Source organism: Aeromonas jandaei (genome assembly GCF_037890695.1).
In the GTDB taxonomy this organism is placed as follows: domain Bacteria; phylum Pseudomonadota; class Gammaproteobacteria; order Enterobacterales; family Aeromonadaceae; genus Aeromonas; species Aeromonas jandaei.
The window spans coordinates 534,835-551,866 of record NZ_CP149571.1 but is presented as its reverse complement, the minus strand read 5'-3'; the positions used below and the strand labels follow the sequence as shown (position 1 = coordinate 551,866).

The window sequence follows — 17,032 nt, the reverse complement described above, 5'->3', positions numbered from 1 at the left end:
TTTTGAACGAAGGATTTCCTCTTTTATGCCGACCGGTCGCCTCTACCAGCAATTTCAACGGCTCGCCCAGCAGCTTGGCTGCGATGAGCGGGAGATCAGCCTCGCCGAGGTGGCGGATCTGCTCTGCTGCACCCCGCGCAACGCCCGTCTGTTGCTGCGGCGGATGCAGGATCAGGGCTGGCTCAACTGGACAGCGGAAGCGGGGCGGGGGCGGCGCTCCCGGCTCACTCTGCTCGACAGTCAGGAGAGCCTGACCCGGCGCCGCTTGCGGGATCTGCTCAGTGAGGGCCAGCTGGCGCAGGCGGTGCGGCTGGCCGAAGATCGCCTCGATCTGCTCACCCCGCTGCTGCTCGAGCAGCTCGGTCAGGCCACCCGCGAGGGGCGCCAGATCCTGCGGGTGCCCTACTACCGGCCGTTGCCGCAGCTGCTGCCTACCGGCCCGATGCGCCGCTCGGAGGTGCATCTGAGCCGCCAGATCTTCAACGGCCTCACCCGGCGAAATGAGGAAAATGGGGAAATCGAGGGCGATCTGGCTCACCACTGGGAACAGGTCGGCCCCTGCCACTGGCGTTTCTACCTGCGCCCGGCGGTGCGCTTTCACCACGGTCGTGAGCTGGTGGTGGAGGATGTGATGGAGAGTCTGCTGGCCCTGCGGGATCGCCCGCTGTTCGCCCATCTGGCGCGACTGGATAGCCCCTGGCCGCGCACTCTGGATCTCTATCTCGACAGCCCGGATCCTCTGCTGCCCGATCTGCTGGCCGAGCCGGTGGCGGCCATTTTGCCGTGCGAGCTCAAGGGGGAGGCGGGCTTTGCCCTGCAACCGGTGGGCACCGGCCCCTATCGGGTGATCGCCAACGACCCGCTGCAACTGCGCCTCGCCGCCTTTGACGACTATTTCGGTCTGCGCGCCCTGCTCGACGAGATCGACATCTGGATGTTGCCGGAGCTGGCGGAGCGGCTGGAGAGCCACCTGCAGCTGGGACGCGACAGCCCCGAGCTTGGCACCATGCGCGGCGAGTCGGAGCTCGAATCGGGCTGCTACTTCCTGCTGCAGGATGAGCGCTCCCGTGCCTTGCAGGATCCTGCTCTGCGCTACTGGATCATTCAGCTGCTCAGTCCGGTTGCCCTGATGGCACGGGTTGCCCCCGAGCTGCAACGGGGCTGGACCAGCGCCCTCGGCATGCTGCCCCACTGGCGCGAGGCGCTGCCACCGCCGCAGCCCCGGCCACAGAGCCTGCCACAGCGGCTGGTGCTCGCCTGTTTCAACCAGCATATCGAGTTCAACGAGTGTGCCGGTGCCATGGCCGATCTGCTCGGGTCGCAGGGAATTGAGCTGGAGGTGCGCACCCTTGATTACGGTCGCTGGGTGAGCGGTGAGGACGAGGATGTGGATCTCTGGCTTGGTACCCTCAACCTTGAACATGAGGGGCCCTTTGCCCCCTACGGCTGGTTGCAGGGCACTCCGCTGCTGCGCCGGGTGTGGGCCAGCCAGCTGCCGTTGTGGCAGGGGTTGACGCAGTGGCGCGCCAGCGGCGCCGAACCCGGCCCGCGCGCCCTGATGGCCAGGGTGCAGCAGCAGGGCTGGTTTGTGCCGCTGTTTCACCACTGGCTTGAGCTGGAGAGCCGTACCGGCGTGCATGGGGTGCGGATGACGGCGCTCGGCTGGTTCGATTTTCGCAGCGCCTGGCTGCGACCCGAGCTGGTTGGTCAGGCAGAGGCTGATGGCGGGGAGCTTGAGTCCTGATGCGGGGCGCGTTAGCCTGAGCGCGGTTCAATGACAAGGAGTCACCAGCCATGCTGGAAATACAGATCCAACCCCGCTTTCAGGAGACAGATGCCCTCGGTCACATCAACAATACGGTGCCGGCGGTCTGGTTTGAGTCGGCGCGGGATCCCCTGTTCCGGATCTTTTCGCCCGAGCTGGATGTGCATGACTGGCACCTGATCATCGCGGGCTACACGGTGCAGTTCAAACGGGAGCTGTTCTACGGCCAGCCGGTCACCATCAAGACCGGTGTGCGCCGCATTGGCAGCAGCTCCTTCACCATCTGGCAGGAAGCCTGGCAGCAGGGGGAGCTGGCCGTCACCGGCGAGACGACCCTGATCCATTTTGACTATCGGGCACGCCAATCCATCCCTCTGAGCGAGACTCACCGGGAGGGGCTGCGGGCCTGGTTGATAGAGAGTTAACCCGGGCCTTTCGGCCAACATACAGGACACATATGCGCAATACCGTGATCGCACTGAGCCTCGGCTTGGGGCTGGGGCTCTGCTCCCTGCCGTCTCTGGCGGCAACTCTTGCCGAACAGTTCTCCCTGATGGAAAAGGGGGCTGCCAGTGCCCTCGATACCCGTCTCTTCAGCCACGACGGCGTCGACATCAAGGCCTGGGTCGATGGCGCCCCCGTCATCATCGCCGTGCCCATCATGAACGAGCAGGGCAAGCTGGAGGGGGAGAGCCGCTACTACTTCAAAGGGGGCAAGCTGTTCGGGGTCAAAGAGCCCGCCGCCCAGTTCGCCTTTGACGACAGCGGCAAACTGACCCAATGGCTGGACGAAAAGGGTCTGCCAGCCGAGTTCGTCAGCAAGATGAGCATGCAGCAGCGTCAGGAGTGGCTCACCAAACGGGCCGCCGAGCTGAGCAAGCTCTTTGCTCCCGGTGCGGCCGAACAGAAGGCCGCCAAGGGCAGCGTCAAGCTCAAGGGGGCGGAGCTCGCCCACTGGCTCTGCAACGGCAAGCTGATGGAGTTGGCTGGTGGCGACAAGGTGATCTTCGAGCAGGAGAAGCTGAAGATTGGCGAGCAGGGCATTGCGGGCGATGTATCCTTGCGTCAGGAGAAGGGGTGGCAGGAGCTGAGCCTCAAGTGCGAGGTGCAGGGCCATCAGGTGACTCGCCTCACCTGGCAGCCGCTGCCGGTGACCAACAAGCCGCAATAAGCGCACCACAACAAGGGGCCCATCGCGGGCCCCTTGTCATTGGCTTACTACTCCCCCAGCTTCATCCGGGTGAGCGCTTCGACCCGTCGCCACTGCTGTGGCTCGAACCAGCGGGCCAGCAGCTCCTGCTGCTGTTCGGTTCTGGCGCTGGCGGGTAACTGCCCCAGCTCGGCCAGATAGCCATTGAGCTGCTCCTTGAATCCCTGCCGATCCTGTTCGAGCTGATGCAGCCGATCTACTGCCTCCGGCCCCGCCTTCTCCAGCAGCATGGCATCCCGTCTGGCTGGCTCCATCTGCTCCAGCGCCTGCAGCTCGCCCAGCAGACGGCCGTTGGCTTCGGCCTCCTGAAACCACCGGGGCTGCGCCGCCAGCCAGAGCTCCAGCTCGCTGGCCAACTCCTGCTTGTCGGCATCGCTTGCTTCGGCCAGCGCCTTGCGGCGCAGGGTCCACTGCTCCATCAGACGATCTTCGGCAAACAGCCGCTCCTGTTCGGCCGGAGTGAAGCTCTGCTGGCGCAGTTGCTCCCGCTCGTCGAAGAGGATTTGCAGGCTGGCGAGGGTGATATCGGTGGGCACGGTCAGGCTGCTCTGGGCCGAGATAAAGGTGCGATAACGCTCCTGCAGCTCATCGGCAGCCTCCTGCACGGGATCGTGGTGATGGTTGCTGGCGGCAGGTACGCCTTGCTGACGAGCCACCTGCGCAGTCGGTGCTGCCGGCCAGAGCAGCACGCCGCCGAGCAGCAGGGCGATGGCGCAGGGGACGGCGAGCAGGGTGACGATCCTCATAGTCCCAACTCCTTGAGGCGGTGGGCATGGTCGCGATAGAGGGTGACCGGGTCGGTTTCAAACAGGTGGTGGATGCCGAAGGACTGGTTCACCTCATCCAGATGGTTCATCCGGTAGTCGGTGCCGATCACCTTGCCGAGGTGGCTGCTGCAGACGCCGACCAGCCCGTCATTGGGCTCCTTGAAGAAGGTACCGGTCAGCGCCAGCGCCGGATCCACCGGATCCAGAATATTGGTCATGTTGCCGCGTCCGCTCCAGGAGAAGTAGTAGACGCCGTTGGTCGCCCGCATCGGGCCCTCGCCACAATACTGGCTGGGCAGCCCTTCCGGATAGCGCTGGTTGAACTGGCTGGCTCCCTTGCTGGTGAGGGCATCGAGCGCGGCGACCGGATCCTGCGGCAGCTGACTTCCGCCCGAGAGGAGAGAGATGACGCCGGAGAGTGCGTGGGCAGCGGCGGCCGCCAACTTCTCGGCGGCCGAGCCGGGCGCCGCATTGGTGCGCACCAGATCGGCGATGTCGGAGCCGTAGTTCACTCCGCCCACGCTGGTAGCGGAGGCGACCAGCTCGGGGGCGACCGAGGCGACATAACGAATGGTGGGGCCGCCGTGGGAGTGGCCGATCAGATTGACCTTCTCGGCGCCGGTGGCGGCCAGCAGCAGTTCGATCTGGGCGAGCAGCTGCTCCCCCCGCTGCTCGGAGCTGGCGGTAGCCGATACCTGAGCCACGTAGACCTTGGCGCCATCGCGGCTCAGGGCCTGCGGAATGCCGTAGAAGTAGTCGACCCCGAGCAGCTTGTCGAAGCCGAACAGGCCGTGCACCAGCACTATGGGGTAGCGGGTCTGGGTATATCCGCTGGCGTGCGCCAGCATGGGCAGGGTGCAGAGTAGCACCAGAAGCCATCTCTTCATCATCAGCATCCTTGTCGATTGGTAAGGGGTTGTGAGGTGGGGCGGACTCCATGTTCGCCGGTGCCAGTATGGTGGCTGCTTGAGAAACGGGCTGTGAGGGGGATCGCAAGTTGGGATTCAAAAGAGGTTGTGGCCATCCCTGGCCAGCGGTTGAGGCGGGGAGGCGACCTTGTGATGCCTCCCCAACCAAGCGGGAATCAGCGCCACATCACCAGCCGGTACTGCTTCTTGCCCCGGCGCAACAGCAGGTAGCGGCCGAACAGCCGATCGTCGGCCGTCAGCTGCTCATCCCGGCGGATCTCGCCGTTGAGGCTGATGGCCCCCGCCGCCAGCAGCTCGCGGGCGATCCGCTTGGAGTTGGCCAGACCGCTCTCTACCAGCAGGGTCACCAGATCGGTTTCCCCCTCGATACGGCAGCTTGGCATGCCATCCTGCGCCAACTGGGCCAGATCGCTCTCGCCAAGGCGGGCCACCTCGCCACTGAACAGCAGTTCGCTGATGCGCTGCGCCGCTGCCAGCGCCCCCTTGCCGTGCACCAGCTCCGTCAGCTCGTCGGCCAGCACCTGCTGGGCCAGCTTGCGCCCCTGCCGCTTCGCATCTTCCGCCTCCAGCGCCTCAATCTCGGCCAGCGGCATAAAGCTGTAGTAGCGCAGGAAGCGATAGACATCCTCGTCCGCGGTGCCGAGCCAGAACTGGTAGAAGGCGTAGGGTGAGGTGAGCGCCGGATCGAGCCAGATTGCGCCACCCTCGGTCTTGCCGAATTTGGTGCCGTCATCCTTGGTGATGAGCGGCAGCGTCATGCCATAGACATGGGCCTGATTGAGGCGACGGGTGAGATCCATGCCGCTGGTGATGTTGCCCCACTGGTCGTTGCCGCCGATCTGCAGGGTACAGCCGAGGCGCTGGTTGAGCACCGCGAAGTCCTGGGATTGCAGCAGGGCGTAGGAGAACTCGGTGAACGAGATACCCTGATCCGGGCGGGCCAGCCGCTGGCGCACCGATTCGCGGGCCAGCATGGCGTTGACCGAGAAGTGTTTGCCGATGTCGCGCAGAAAATCGAGGGCGGACATCTGCCCCATCCAGTCGGCGTTGTTGACCAGCAGCGGCGCCGACAGCCCTTCGCTCGCTGGCAATAGCGCTTTTATCTGGGCCGACAGGCTGGCTACCCAGCCCTGCACCGTCTCGGCGCTGTTGAGGTTGCGCTCGGTCGCCTTGAAGCTGGGATCGCCGATAAGGCCGGTGGCACCGCCCACCAGCGCTACCGGGGTGTGACCCGCCAGCTGGAAGCGGCGCAGCATCAACAGCGGCACCAGATGGCCGATATGCAGGCTGCCGGCAGTGGGATCGAACCCGCAGTAGACGGTGCGCGGGGTGGCAAGATGGTCGGCCAGCGCTGCCGGGTCGGAATTCTGGGCCACCAGGCCGCGTCGGGTCAGCTCATCGAGCAGGTGGGGGTTGATCATGGGTTCTCCAACAACAAGGGGAAAGGGCCACATCCTCGCCGCTCCGGCTCGCGCCGAATATGTCCCCCAGGGGACAGTTTTGCCACTCTCGTGCTAGCATCCGGCTATCGTGTGACCATTACACGACCATTACGGGGAACCAATCCGCCATCCGGAAGCCATCGCCATGACCCAGCGCCCATGAACCAGACTCTTGCCACAGGTGGCATGACCCGCAGCATGACCGAGGTGGTCGATGCCCTGCACGGCAGCGCCTTTCCGGCGGCGCTGGTGCGTCTTATCCAGCAGCAGGTAGCGTTCGATTGCGCCCTGCTGCTCGGGGTGGGGCAGCGCCCCGTTTACCTCTACGACAACCTGCACCACCAGCGGGCGCTGCTGTTCGATCGCTACCTCACCCGCCACTTCAGTCAGGATCCCTTTATGCAGGCGCTGGAGCAGGGCTTGCCTGCCGGCGTCTGGACGCTGGCGCAGGTCTCCCAAGGGCGGCTCGATCCCGAGTATCGCCACCACTTCTATCAGGCCACCGGCTGGCAGGAGGAGGTTGGATTGATTCTGCCGGTGCGGGACGGGCTGACCCTGATGCTGTTTCTGGGCCGCCTCGACAAGCGCAGCACCCTCAGCCGTGACGAGCTGGCCAGGCTGGAGTTACTGTTTCCGCTGGTGCATTCGCTGTGCCGCCAGCACTGGCGGGAGGGTGCCGCGTTGTTGGCACAGAGTCCGGTACTGCCGGGTGGCTCCGATCTCAAGGCGACCGTGGAGCAGGCCATCGCCAGCGTAGGGGGCGCAAGCCTCACCCGCCGCGAGCGTCAGGTGGCGGGATTGCTGTTGCAGGGGTTGGATACCGAGGGCATTGCCGGTGCGCTCGGCATCGGCAGCGGCACGGTGAAGAATCACCGCAAGCACCTCTATGCCAAGCTGCACCTGCGCTCACGGGCCGAGCTGTTCCGCTTCTTCCTCAATCACCTCATTACGGCGCCTGCGGCTGTTAGCGAGGAGGGGTAACAGTAAATAAAGAGCCCGCCAGGTGGCGGGCTGCGGGGTTATTCGATGTGGATAGGCTGGCTGTCGGCGCTGTGCGGGGGGTTAAGGTGTTCATAGCGGGCAATCAGCCGCTTGAACTCATCCCCCTGTCTGACCTTGTCGAGCGCCTGCTGGATTCTGGCAACCTCGTTTTTGTCGGCCTGCGGGTTGAAGGCAAAGCAGTTGTCCTGCTCTTCCAGTACCGCTACGGTGACAAAATCATCGGGTTTGAAGCCCAGCTCTTTCAGCTGGTGAAACAGCATCACCTCGTTGCCGGCCACCAGATCGGTACGGGCCATGATGAGCTGGCGCACCACCTGATCCATCCGCTCTACCGACATCAGATTGAGCGGGCTGACTCCCCGGTTGAGCAGCAGCTGTTCACCTACATCCGCCTGCATCACCCCAATCTGCAGCTTGGCGAGATCCGCCTTGCCGGTCACTTTGGGGGCATCCTTCTTGCGGCCGAGCAGCGCTACCCGGGAGTAGCTGATGGGGCAGACCCAGAGGAAGTGGGGATCCCGCTCTTTGGTGTGAGCCGTGGTGAAAAGAACCGCCTCCGGCTGCTGGGTCAGCAGATACCAGCCCCGTGCCCAGGGCATAAAATGGATCGGCTGAACAGGTTCGCCCAGCTCGCGCCAGATGAGACGAAGCAGTTCGACAGCCATCCCCACCGGTTGGCCATTTTTATCCTGCCCGTTGAGGGGCATGTTCTGCTCCGAGTAGTAGATAAAGGCATGGGCAGGGAGCGCGACAAGCAGGGCAAAACCGAGCAGAGCAGAGAGCAGACAACGCATTACACACTCCTTGTGCGGATAAGACCGTGATTAACTAACAGTCTATGTGGCCTTTGCCACAACTTCATGATCAGATTGCACGATATTGCCACCCGGTATGGCGGAAAGTAACAGACCACCTTGCGGTGGCCTGTGGCATTACTTGAGCAGGGCTTCCATTTCGGCTTCTGCCTTGGCGCGGGCTTTGGCCTCTGCCTCTTTGGCGGCATCGGCTACGCTCTCGCCCGCCGTATGGCTGGCGGCACTCACCTGCTGCGTGGCGGTAGCAACAGCGCTGCTGACTGCTTGCTTGACGGGTTCGACGGCGGCCTTGGTTGCTGCTGGTGCTACGGTAGCCACTGCACTGCTGACGGCCTGTTTGGCTGGTTCGACGACGGCCTTGGTGGCTGCCGGTGCAGCGGTCGCGACTGCACTGCTGGCTGCCTGCTTGGCGGGTTCGACGGCAGCCTTGGCTGCTGCCGGTGTTGCGGTAGCGACAGCGCTGCTGACGGCCTGCTTGGCGGGCTCGACAGCGGCGTTGGTGGCTGCTGGTACTGTGGTGGCCGCGGCACTGCTCGCAGCCTGACTGGTTTGGGCTACCGCTGCTTTGGTGTCCTGAACGGTTGCAGTGGTGTTGGCGACAGCCTGTTTGGCCGGAGCAACCGCGGTCGTGGCACTCTTGGCTGCACTGGTGGCGCCAGTGGTTACGGCCTGAGTGGCTTGTCCGGTCAGCTTGCTGGTGGTGCCGCTGATCGCTTGCGTGGCGCTATTGGTCAGGGAGCCGGTGACGCTGCGGGTGGCGTTGCCGATCGCACTGCCCAGCGAGAAGGGGGCGGCGGCACTCGAGCTGGTACTGCTATCCGTCAGTGCGTTACTGGTGGTGGCAAGGGGTGTAGCTGCTGCCTGCCAGCCTTGCATGGCGGTTGGCCAGACCGGAGTGGTACCCGCCAGATTCTCGCCGAAGGTCTGGGTGGTGCCATCCCCTTTTTGCAGCAGCACGGACATCTGGTTGGTCTGCGAGTTCCAGACCATACCCGCCTGTTTGGCGATGTCGGGTACGGGGGCATACTCGGAGAGCACGTAGAAGAGCGGCCCCTCCTGCTGCAGCTTGTTGGCAGTCTTGAGCAGCTGCATGGTGGTGTCGTAGTTGGGGCCAAGGATGGCAGTCATCCGATCCTTGACGAGAGGCTGTTCGAACAGGTTCGCCTCATTGGGATCGAAGCCGACCAGTGGCTTGAGCAGGGCCCACATCAACTGGCTGGTGGGGCTCATCATCAGCAGAGGGGCAACACAGGCGGACAACATCAGGCTCAGGCAGGCCGCCTTGAGCAACGGCATGATACGCATTGGGATAATATCCAAATAACGATTTGATAAATAAGGTTATATTTTGTCTTGAACGGACAAATTCACCGGAATTTGACGGCTGACGACAAGAGATAGTCAGCGGGCGCAGGCAGGCTACCATATTGGTTCCGGAATACCAGTCAGCCTTGCATTTGCCGGTAAAGTAAACACGCGGTATGGTCGCTCCCTATTGGCTGAGCTCACCGAAGTAAAGGAAGAGTCCATGAAAAATAGAGTTCTTTGGCTGCTGGCATCCTGCTGGCTGTTGCCCGTTCATGCAGCTACCGATACCAGGGTGGCAGGCGAGGGGAGCAGTACCCAGCTGGTATTGCCGCTTGGCTCCTTGCCGGAGCGGGTCTGCTGGTTTCAGGATCAGAAGTACTCGCAGGGCGCCCGTATTCTGCAGGGGGATATCTGGCTGGAGTGTGGCCCGCAGAACGATCTGGAGAGCAATGGCCCGCTGGTCTGGCGTTCGGCGGCGACCGTATTGCCGGCGACCCGCGATGATCGACAACAAAAAACGATTTCGGTTGGTCAGTGACCCATTTCTTGATCCAGCTAAAGACAAGGGCGTGATCCCTGTCGCATAATGCAGCTCCTTCTTCTCATGGCTGGAACCTAAGAAATGGCTCGTCGCTCTTCCAATGCACAACGTCGTCGCAGTAGCTGGTGGTACAAACGCCTGTTGGCAAGGGAGCGGCAAGAGCGCGAAGCGCGTTCTGTCCGTGATTGATACAGAAGTGAAAAAACGGAGCCTCGGCTCCGTTTTTGTTATGTGTTGCCGTCAAATCCAGCCAGTTTGCCCCATTGCCAATGGCTTGATGCCACGTATCCCCAAGGAGCAGATACCGTGAAAGTCGAAGTTGTTCCCTACCGTCCCCAATGGCCAGCCCTCTTCCAGGCAGAAGCAGACCAACTGCGCAGCCTGCTGGATGAGTGTCTGCTCACAGTGCACCATATCGGCAGTACCTCGGTCAGCGGGCTGGCGGCCAAGCCCATCATAGATATCCTGCTGGAGGTCTCCTCGCTGGAGCGGCTGGATCAGCAAAACGGTCTGCTGGAAGTCATGGGGTACGAAGCGATGGGAGAGTGCGGCATCTCGCGGCGTCGCTATTTTCGCAAGGGCGGTGATGAGAGGACTCATCAGATTCATGCCTTCTTGCAGGGGGATCCCCATGTCGTTCGTCATCTGGCTTTTCGTGATTATCTCAGGGTTCATCCTGCCATCTGCCGGGAGTATGCTGCTCTGAAAGAGTCGGTTGCAGCGCAGTGTGAGAACCGGATCGAGCGCTATTGCGAGGGCAAGAACGACTTTGTGAAAGAGCACGAGGCGAGAGCGCTGAGCTGGCTGGCCAGCAGGCGATAGAAACCCGGTGCCTTACCTCAGCCACGGCCAGGCGAATAAGTGGGCTGGGGGGATGTGCAAATCAGCCGGATATTGCATGATGGGGGTTTCGAGAAGGAGCCTCATATGTCGATTACCATCCGTCATGCCGAACCCGCCGATGCCCCCGCCTTGCGGGATCTCTACGCCATGCCCAATGCCCAGGCGGGCACTCTGCACCTGCCCACACCTCCCCTTAGCCAGTGGCAAAAGCGGTTGGAGAACGGTGATGTGGTCGCCTTGGTGGCAGAGGCCGATGGGAGGCTGGTGGGTCAGATCTCATTGCATGTGGAGCCCAATCCCAGACGCAAGCATGTGGCCGGGATTGGCATGGGTGTGCGGGATGACTGGGCCGGCAAGGGGGTTGGCTCTGCCCTGATGGCTGCGGCGCTGGATCTGGCCGATAACTGGCTCAACCTGCACCGGATTGAACTGACGGTTTTTGTCGATAACGAAGCGGCGCTGGCGCTCTATCGCAAGTTCGGCTTTGTGGAGGAGGGGCTGGCCCGCGATTATGCCTTCCGCCAGGGGCGCTATGTGGATGTGTTCTATATGGCCAGAGTCGCGGGGGGCGCCAGTCGCTAACGGCATGGTCGATTATCAGGCCAGATTGCGCCCGGTGATCCGGGCGCTGGAGCAGAATCCCGATCTCTCCATCGAAACGCTGGCAAGCAGTGCCTGCTTGTCTTTCTACCATTTTCACCGGGTGTTTACGGCTGTGGCGGGGGAGACGCCCGGGGAGATGTGTCGTCGTCTGCGCATCCAGCGGGCTGCTTGGCAGCTCTGCTATACCGATGCCAGTGTCACGGCCATTGCGTTGGGGGCGGGGCTCGCCAGCTCCCAGGCGTTTGCCAAGGTATTTCGCCGTTACTATGGTTGCACGCCGGGAGAGTTTCGCCGCGACAAGAGCAAGAATGGACACTTGATGAGCAAGGATGGACACGCATTTGTGCAGCCGAATCCTTATGCTGAGGGTCACTCATCTGCAAGGAGCAATACCATGAAAATCATCGAGATGGACGCCCGTACTCTGGCCTATATGCGTGTCACCGGCCCCTATGGCGAGGGGTATGACCCCGTCTGCAGCCAGCTGCATCAGTGGGCCAGCGCCCGCGGTCTGGAAGGTGGGGAGTGGATCTTCATCTATCACGATAACCCCGAGGTGACTCCGCCAGCTCAGTGTCGCACTGACATCGGGGTGACGGTGCCTGCGGGGACGGTGGGGATGGGAGCGGTCGAGATCCAGCTTATTCCCGCCGGTCGTTACGCCCAGTCCCGTTATCTTATTACCGACCGCAGTCAGTATGGCCCTCGTTGGCAGGAGCATATCGGCGACATCGTTGCTGCCGGGCTGGAGTTTGGCAATGGTCCCTGCTTCGAGCTCTATCACAGCATGAGCGATGATCCTGTGCAGGACGATGTCAGCTTTTGCTCCAGCCTAAAGGGGTAGGGCGCAGCAAGACGGAAGGGATGGTACAGAACGTCGCGCAGAAACGAGAGAGCCGGACAGTGTCCGGCTCTTTTTATATCAGCGGGCGCTGATTAGCGCTGCAGGCTCTTCTGGGCGAACTTGGGTCTGGCATTCATGATCTGCTCCACCTGCTCGTCGCTCATCTTGCCACGCGACAGCCCCAGCACCTTGTAGGTGAGCAGCGGTCGGGCGGGCAAGGCGATCATCAGGGCGCGGATCTGGTTCTCGTCCTCTTTCTCGCGCGTCGGTTTGCCGTAGGCGTAGGTGAGGACGCCGGCATCCATCAGGTTTTTGACGGCGGGCTCGGTGATCGGCAGGTTTATGACGCTTTTGCGCTGTAGTACGAACTCGCGCAGCACCGCCTTCTCGTTGAAATCGAGGAAGCTGATCATCTGGGCCAGCTGATCCTGTTGGCGGCGTGCCTGCCACTCATCACAGGCCCACTCCCAGGCGATCAGGAAGCCCTGACTGCAGAAGTAGGAGATGGCGATCAGCATGCCGACACCCAGCCAGGCCGCGTGGGTCGTGGCCCACTGGCTGACGGCCCCCTTCATCAGTCCGGCCGGAAACAGCAAAATGATGCTGCAACAGAGCAACAACCAGACCATCATCCAGTTGAGGCGGTTCAGTTGATAGAAATGTTGGATCCACCGTTTCATTGTTCATCCTTCCCAAACTGTTGTGGATAGTGAACTACCTACAGCAATCGGTGTGCCAACAGCGCAATGACGGCGGGGAGGGGAGGCTGGCGAGGTTACATTCCCTTACAACTTATTGAATGAGTTGTCATTAATTTGCCTTGTGAGGCGGCGGTCGAGTTGGTAAAACGTCCCCTCAGTCATTGGGGAGTAGCAACCCGCCCGCATTCCGGGCCGGGCCCATGTCAACACTCTTGGATCCTCGTATCCATGGCATGGGCGGCGATAGGCACTATCGCTCTGCAAGACCTTTGGCCTCGATATGCACGCCAGCCGGGCGAGCCATGTCGGGTCCATCGGTTATTCTGCTCGCCTGGCGGTATCTATTATGTTGATTACCCTGCTGTTATTTCTCGTCTCTGCGGTCACCATCTACCTTGCTTGCGAATACTTCGTCAACGGCATCGAGTGAACCGGCCACCACTTCAAACTCTCCCAAAGCGCCACCGGCTCCCTGCTGGCGGCACTGGGTACGGCGCTGCCCGAGTGTATCGTGACCCTGACCGCCCTGCTGATGGGCAACACGACCGCCCAGCAGGAGATCGGCATTGGCGCCGCCCTTGGCGGGCCGCTGGTGCTGGCCACCATCGGCTATGCGGCGGTTGGCCTCACCCTGCTGCTTTGCATGGGGCGTACCAAACGCGCCATCGATGGCGAGGTGCAGCGTGAGATTGGTCGGGATCAGCGCTGGTTTATGGGGATCTTTCTGGTGGCGACCGCGCTGGGGTTGGTCGCTTTCACCGGCAAGAGCTGGCTGGCCCCGCTCTTCCTGCTGGTCTACCTCGTCTATGTAAGGCGTGAGCTGAAACTGGCTGACAGCCACGAAGTCGAATTGCCGGAGCCCCTCAAGCTGGCTCCAAATGCCGGGATCCCGCCCCTTGGCAAGGTGTTGCTGCAGACGCTGGCCGCGTTGGTGGTGGTAGCGCTGGCGGCCCAGCTGTTTGTCCATCAGCTGGAGAGCATGGGCGAGCTGTTTGGTCTCTCGCCGGTGCTGGCGGCCCTGTTGCTGAGTCCGGTGGCGACCGAGATGCCGGAGCTGATGAACGTGCTGATCTGGGTGCGACAGGGCAAGAACCGGTTGGCGCTGGCCAATATCTCCGGGGCCATGATGATCCAGGGCACTATTCCCAAGGCGTTCTGTTTGCTCTTTACCCCCTGGCTGCTGGATGGTGCCATGATGGCCTCCTCGCTGGTGACGTTGCTGGCGGTGGGGTTGCTCTGGTGGGGATTCAGAAAAGGAACCATGACCGCCGGACGGCTGGCGCTGGTCGGTCTGCTCTATCTCGGTTTTTGCGGCTGGCTGCTGGTGAGCTGAAGCGGGAAGCGCGGATATGAAAAAGCCCCCTTGGCAGGGGGCTTTGTTGTATCGGTTGGGGCGGTGCTTACAGCGCGGCGATCTCGGCCTGCTGGGCTTCCAGCTTGGTCAGCTGGAGACGGTAATCTTCCAGCTTCTCGCGCTCTTTGGCGATGACCGCTTCCGGCGCCTTGGCGACGAAGGCTTCGTTGCCGAGCTTGCCTTCGATACGGCCGCACTCGCCCACCAGGCGGGCAACCTCTTTGGCCAGACGGGCCAGTTCGGCGTCCTTGTCGATGAGACCAGCCATCGGGATCATCAGCTCGGTAGCGCCGATCAGCTTCTTCACTGACAGCGGGGCAGTTTCACCGTCCGCCAGTACGCGGATGGATTCCAGACGGGCCAGGGACTTGAGGAAGGCCTCGTTGTCAGCGGCGCGCTGGGCATCCTTGGCATCGCACTGGAGCAGCACGTTGAGGGGCACGCTCGGCGCCACGTTCATCTCGGCACGGATGTTGCGGATACTGACGATGAACTCCTTCACCCACTCCTGATCCGCCATCGCGGCTTCGTCCACCTTGGCGGCGTCGAACTCCGGGAAGGCCTGAATCATGATGGTATCGGCGTGTACGCCAGCCAGCGGGGCGACCGATTTCCAGATGGTCTCGGTGATGAACGGGATGATCGGGTGCGCCAGACGCAGCAGGGTTTCCAGCACGGTCACCAAGGTGTGGCGGGCAGCGCGCTGCTCGGCCTCGGAACCCTTGGTCAGTACCGGCTTGGTCAGCTCCAGATACCAGTCACAGAACTGGTTCCAGATAAATTCGTACAGCACGCCAGCCGCGATGTCGAAGCGGTAGGTATCGAGGGCGGTACGGAAGTCACGGATAGCCACCTGCAGCTGGGACTGGATCCAGCGATCCGCCAGACTGAACTGCATCTCGCCGCCGTTGAAGCCACAATCCTGATCTTCGGTGTTCATCAGCACATAGCGGGAGGCGTTCCACAACTTGTTGCAGAAGTTGTTGTAGCCATCCAGGCGCTTCATGTCCCAGTTGATGTCACGACCGGTAGAGGCCAGCGCCGCCAGCGTGAAGCGCAGGGCGTCGGTGCCGTGGGCATCGATCCCTTCCGGGAACTGCTTGGCGGTACGCTTGGCGATCTTCTCGGCCATCTGCGGCTGCATCATGTTGCCGGTGCGCTTCTCCAGCAGATCTTCCAGCGAGATGCCGTCGATCATGTCGAGAGGGTCCAGCACGTTGCCCTTGGACTTGGACATCTTCTGGCCCTCTTCGTCACGGATCAGACCAGTGATGTAGACGGTCTTGAACGGGACTTGCGGCTGGCCGTTTTCGTCCTTGATGAAGTGCATGGTCATCATGATCATCCGGGCAATCCAGAAGAAGATGATGTCGAAGCCGCTCATCAGCACGTCGGTCGGGTGGAAGGTCTTGAGTGCCTCGGTGTTGTTCGGCCAGCCCAGAGTAGAGAAGGTCCACAGGGCGGAGCTGAACCAGGTGTCGAGCACGTCTTCGTCCTGACGCAGGGTAGTCACGGACGGGATGCTGTGCTTGGCACGCACTTCATCTTCGCTGCGGCCAACGTAGACGTTGCCGGCGTCGTCATACCATGCCGGGATGCGGTGACCCCACCACAGCTGACGGGAGACGCACCAGTCCTGAATGTCGCGCATCCAGGAGAAGTACATGTTTTCGTACTGCTTCGGCACGAACTGGATGCGGCCATCTTCCACCGCCTCGATGGCGGTCTTGGCCATCGGTGCCACGCGCACGTACCACTGGTCGGTCAGCATCGGCTCGATGGGCACGCCACCGCGATCGCCGTAAGGCTGTTGCAGCACGTGATCCTTGATCTCGTCCAGCAGACCCAGCTCTTCCAGCTTGGCCAGAATCGCCTTACGAGCGGCGAAGCGCTCCAGACCGGCGAACTCGGCTGGCAGGGCGGCATCGTAGGCGGTGCTCGGGTTGCCGTTGGTGTCGACCACTTCAGCCTCGGCACGCACGTGGGCGTCCAGAGTGAAGATGTTGATCATCGGCAGGCTGTGGCGCTTGCCCACTTCGTTATCGTTGAAATCGTGGGCCGGGGTGATCTTCACGCAACCGGTGCCCTTCTCCATGTCGGCGTGTTCGTCGGCGACGATGGGGATCAGACGGTTCACCAGCGGCAGCAGGATGTGCTGGCCGATCAGTGCCTTGTAGCGCGGGTCTTCCGGGTTCACGGCCACGGCGGTATCGCCCAGCATGGTCTCCGGACGAGTGGTGGCGACGATCAGGTAATCCTTGCCTTCAGCGGTCTTGGCGCCGTTGGCCAGCGGATAGCGCAGGTGCCACATGTGGCCCTTGATCTCGCGGTTTTCCACTTCCAGATCGGAGATGGCGGTGTTGAGTTTCGGATCCCAGTTCACCAGACGCTTGCCGCGGTACATCAGGCCATCTTCGTAGAGACGGACGAACACTTCCTGCACGGCGGCGGAGAGACCCTCATCCATGGTGAAGCGCTCGCGCTCCCAATCCACGGAGTCGCCCAGACGGCGCATCTGGCGGGTGATGGTACCGCCGGACTCTTCCTTCCACTGCCAAATCTTGTCGATGAAGGCATCACGGCCGTAATCGTGGCGCGTCTTGCCCTCTTCTGCAGCGATCTTGCGCTCAACTACCATCTGGGTGGCGATACCGGCGTGGTCGGTACCTGCCTGCCACAGGGTGTTTTTGCCCTGCATGCGGTTGTATCGGATCAGGGTATCCATAAGGGTTTGCTGGAAGGCGTGACCCATGTGCAGGCTGCCGGTGACGTTCGGCGGCGGGATCATGATGCAGAAGGAGTCTTTGCTGGTGTCGCCGTGGGGCTTGAAGTAGCCCTGAGCTTCCCAGTGCTGGTAGAGCGCCTGTTCGATGGCGTTGTGATTAAAAGTCTTTTCCATGGTCTCGCC

The 17,032-nt window shown here is 62.1% G+C and carries 15 protein-coding genes, 1 pseudogene and 1 riboswitch; of the genes and pseudogenes, 9 read left to right on the top strand and 7 right to left on the bottom strand.

The genetic code is table 11. The annotated features are described in order from the left end of the window. Positions 1 to 25 precede the first annotated feature (25 nt). The 3 genes from sgrR to WE862_RS02760 are packed head-to-tail and all read left to right on the top strand — an operon-like array spanning position 26 to position 2,936. Positions 26 to 1,744, top strand: a complete 1,719-nt coding sequence (sgrR, locus tag WE862_RS02770) for an HTH-type transcriptional regulator SgrR (RefSeq protein WP_042030176.1) — start codon at positions 26 to 28, stop codon at positions 1,742 to 1,744. Positions 1,745 to 1,794: 50 nt separating this feature from the next. Continuing rightward, positions 1,795 to 2,190 carry an acyl-CoA thioesterase gene (locus tag WE862_RS02765; RefSeq protein ID WP_042030175.1) on the top strand — a complete coding sequence of 132 codons (396 nt, stop codon included), beginning with the start codon at positions 1,795 to 1,797 and terminating at the stop codon, positions 2,188 to 2,190. A 32-nt stretch (positions 2,191 to 2,222) separates the two neighbouring features. Continuing rightward, positions 2,223 to 2,936 carry a hypothetical protein gene (locus WE862_RS02760; protein ID WP_042030174.1) on the top strand — a complete coding sequence of 238 codons (714 nt, stop codon included), beginning with the start codon at positions 2,223 to 2,225 and terminating at the stop codon, positions 2,934 to 2,936. Between the two features lie 47 nt (positions 2,937 to 2,983). Here WE862_RS02760 and WE862_RS02755 read toward each other — a convergent pair whose 3' ends face one another. The 3 genes from WE862_RS02755 to tyrS all read right to left on the bottom strand — a co-directional run bounded on the left by WE862_RS02755 (position 2,984) and on the right by tyrS (position 6,092). Continuing rightward, on the bottom strand, positions 2,984 to 3,721 hold the full coding sequence (locus WE862_RS02755) for a lipase secretion chaperone (RefSeq protein WP_042030172.1): 738 nt from the start codon (positions 3,719 to 3,721) through the stop codon (positions 2,984 to 2,986). Beyond that, a complete protein-coding gene (locus WE862_RS02750) occupies positions 3,718 to 4,629 on the bottom strand; it encodes a lipase family alpha/beta hydrolase (protein ID WP_042030171.1) in 912 nt (303 codons plus the stop codon). Before WE862_RS02750 ends, WE862_RS02755 begins: the two co-directional genes overlap by 4 nt. Before the next feature lie 197 nt (positions 4,630 to 4,826). Then, positions 4,827 to 6,092: a tyrosine--tRNA ligase gene (gene tyrS / locus WE862_RS02745; RefSeq protein WP_042030170.1), complete on the bottom strand. Its 1,266-nt coding sequence runs from the start codon at positions 6,090 to 6,092 to the stop codon at positions 4,827 to 4,829. Positions 6,093 to 6,272: 180 nt separating this feature from the next. On the opposite strand from tyrS, the gene WE862_RS02740 reads away from it, so the two are divergent. Continuing rightward, the gene (locus WE862_RS02740) at positions 6,273 to 7,094 is read left to right on the top strand and encodes a helix-turn-helix transcriptional regulator (RefSeq protein WP_042030169.1); all 822 of its coding nucleotides are present in this window, start codon (positions 6,273 to 6,275) and stop codon (positions 7,092 to 7,094) included. A gap of 38 nt (positions 7,095 to 7,132) precedes the next feature. Here the strand turns inward: WE862_RS02740 and WE862_RS02735 are convergent, their stop codons facing one another. After that, a complete protein-coding gene (locus WE862_RS02735; RefSeq protein WP_042030168.1) occupies positions 7,133 to 7,909 on the bottom strand; it encodes a substrate-binding periplasmic protein in 777 nt (258 codons plus the stop codon). 138 nt (positions 7,910 to 8,047) lie between these two features. Then, a complete protein-coding gene (locus WE862_RS02730; RefSeq protein WP_042030167.1) occupies positions 8,048 to 9,235 on the bottom strand; it encodes a hypothetical protein in 1,188 nt (395 codons plus the stop codon). Positions 9,236 to 9,458: 223 nt separating this feature from the next. Between WE862_RS02730 and WE862_RS02725 the strand changes: the two genes are divergently transcribed. The 4 genes from WE862_RS02725 to WE862_RS02710 all read left to right on the top strand — a co-directional run bounded on the left by WE862_RS02725 (position 9,459) and on the right by WE862_RS02710 (position 12,069). Next, the gene (locus WE862_RS02725) at positions 9,459 to 9,776 is read left to right on the top strand and encodes a DUF1496 domain-containing protein (RefSeq protein ID WP_052448098.1); all 318 of its coding nucleotides are present in this window, start codon (positions 9,459 to 9,461) and stop codon (positions 9,774 to 9,776) included. 309 nt (positions 9,777 to 10,085) lie between these two features. Continuing rightward, positions 10,086 to 10,601: a GrpB family protein gene (locus WE862_RS02720; protein WP_042030166.1), complete on the top strand. Its 516-nt coding sequence runs from the start codon at positions 10,086 to 10,088 to the stop codon at positions 10,599 to 10,601. A gap of 105 nt (positions 10,602 to 10,706) precedes the next feature. Beyond that, positions 10,707 to 11,204, top strand: a complete 498-nt coding sequence (locus WE862_RS02715; protein WP_042030164.1) for a GNAT family N-acetyltransferase — start codon at positions 10,707 to 10,709, stop codon at positions 11,202 to 11,204. Positions 11,205 to 11,208: 4 nt separating this feature from the next. Continuing rightward, positions 11,209 to 12,069, top strand: coding sequence for an AraC family transcriptional regulator (locus WE862_RS02710; RefSeq protein WP_042030162.1), 861 nt, complete (start codon positions 11,209 to 11,211; stop codon positions 12,067 to 12,069). Between the two features lie 92 nt (positions 12,070 to 12,161). Here WE862_RS02710 and WE862_RS02705 read toward each other — a convergent pair whose 3' ends face one another. Next, complete coding sequence (locus tag WE862_RS02705) at positions 12,162 to 12,749, bottom strand: superinfection exclusion B family protein (RefSeq protein ID WP_041210085.1); 588 nt, start codon at positions 12,747 to 12,749, stop codon at positions 12,162 to 12,164. A gap of 172 nt (positions 12,750 to 12,921) precedes the next feature. Then, positions 12,922 to 13,029, top strand: a riboswitch (yybP-ykoY riboswitch). A gap of 87 nt (positions 13,030 to 13,116) precedes the next feature. Between WE862_RS02705 and WE862_RS02700 the strand changes: the two are divergent. Continuing rightward, positions 13,117 to 14,103: pseudogene (locus WE862_RS02700) on the top strand (sodium:calcium antiporter). 67 nt (positions 14,104 to 14,170) lie between these two features. Here the strand turns inward: WE862_RS02700 and WE862_RS02695 are convergent. Further along, positions 14,171 to 17,023 (bottom strand): valine--tRNA ligase, encoded by a 2,853-nt coding sequence (locus tag WE862_RS02695; RefSeq protein ID WP_041210087.1) that lies wholly within the window; start codon positions 17,021 to 17,023, stop codon positions 14,171 to 14,173. Positions 17,024 to 17,032: the final 9 nt, after the last annotated feature.

Coding starts and splice junctions, on each gene's coding strand:
- sgrR (WP_042030176.1), top strand. CDS start 26: ATGCCGACCGGTCGCCTCTACCAGCAATTTCAACGGCTCGCCCAGCAG.
- WE862_RS02765 (WP_042030175.1), top strand. CDS start 1,795: ATGCTGGAAATACAGATCCAACCCCGCTTTCAGGAGACAGATGCCCTC.
- WE862_RS02760 (WP_042030174.1), top strand. CDS start 2,223: ATGCGCAATACCGTGATCGCACTGAGCCTCGGCTTGGGGCTGGGGCTC.
- WE862_RS02755 (WP_042030172.1), bottom strand. CDS start 3,721: ATGAGGATCGTCACCCTGCTCGCCGTCCCCTGCGCCATCGCCCTGCTG.
- WE862_RS02750 (WP_042030171.1), bottom strand. CDS start 4,629: ATGAAGAGATGGCTTCTGGTGCTACTCTGCACCCTGCCCATGCTGGCG.
- tyrS (WP_042030170.1), bottom strand. CDS start 6,092: ATGATCAACCCCCACCTGCTCGATGAGCTGACCCGACGCGGCCTGGTG.
- WE862_RS02740 (WP_042030169.1), top strand. CDS start 6,273: ATGAACCAGACTCTTGCCACAGGTGGCATGACCCGCAGCATGACCGAG.
- WE862_RS02735 (WP_042030168.1), bottom strand. CDS start 7,909: ATGCGTTGTCTGCTCTCTGCTCTGCTCGGTTTTGCCCTGCTTGTCGCG.
- WE862_RS02730 (WP_042030167.1), bottom strand. CDS start 9,235: ATGCGTATCATGCCGTTGCTCAAGGCGGCCTGCCTGAGCCTGATGTTG.
- WE862_RS02725 (WP_052448098.1), top strand. CDS start 9,459: ATGAAAAATAGAGTTCTTTGGCTGCTGGCATCCTGCTGGCTGTTGCCC.
- WE862_RS02715 (WP_042030164.1), top strand. CDS start 10,707: ATGTCGATTACCATCCGTCATGCCGAACCCGCCGATGCCCCCGCCTTG.
- WE862_RS02710 (WP_042030162.1), top strand. CDS start 11,209: ATGGTCGATTATCAGGCCAGATTGCGCCCGGTGATCCGGGCGCTGGAG.
- WE862_RS02705 (WP_041210085.1), bottom strand. CDS start 12,749: ATGAAACGGTGGATCCAACATTTCTATCAACTGAACCGCCTCAACTGG.
- WE862_RS02695 (WP_041210087.1), bottom strand. CDS start 17,023: ATGGAAAAGACTTTTAATCACAACGCCATCGAACAGGCGCTCTACCAG.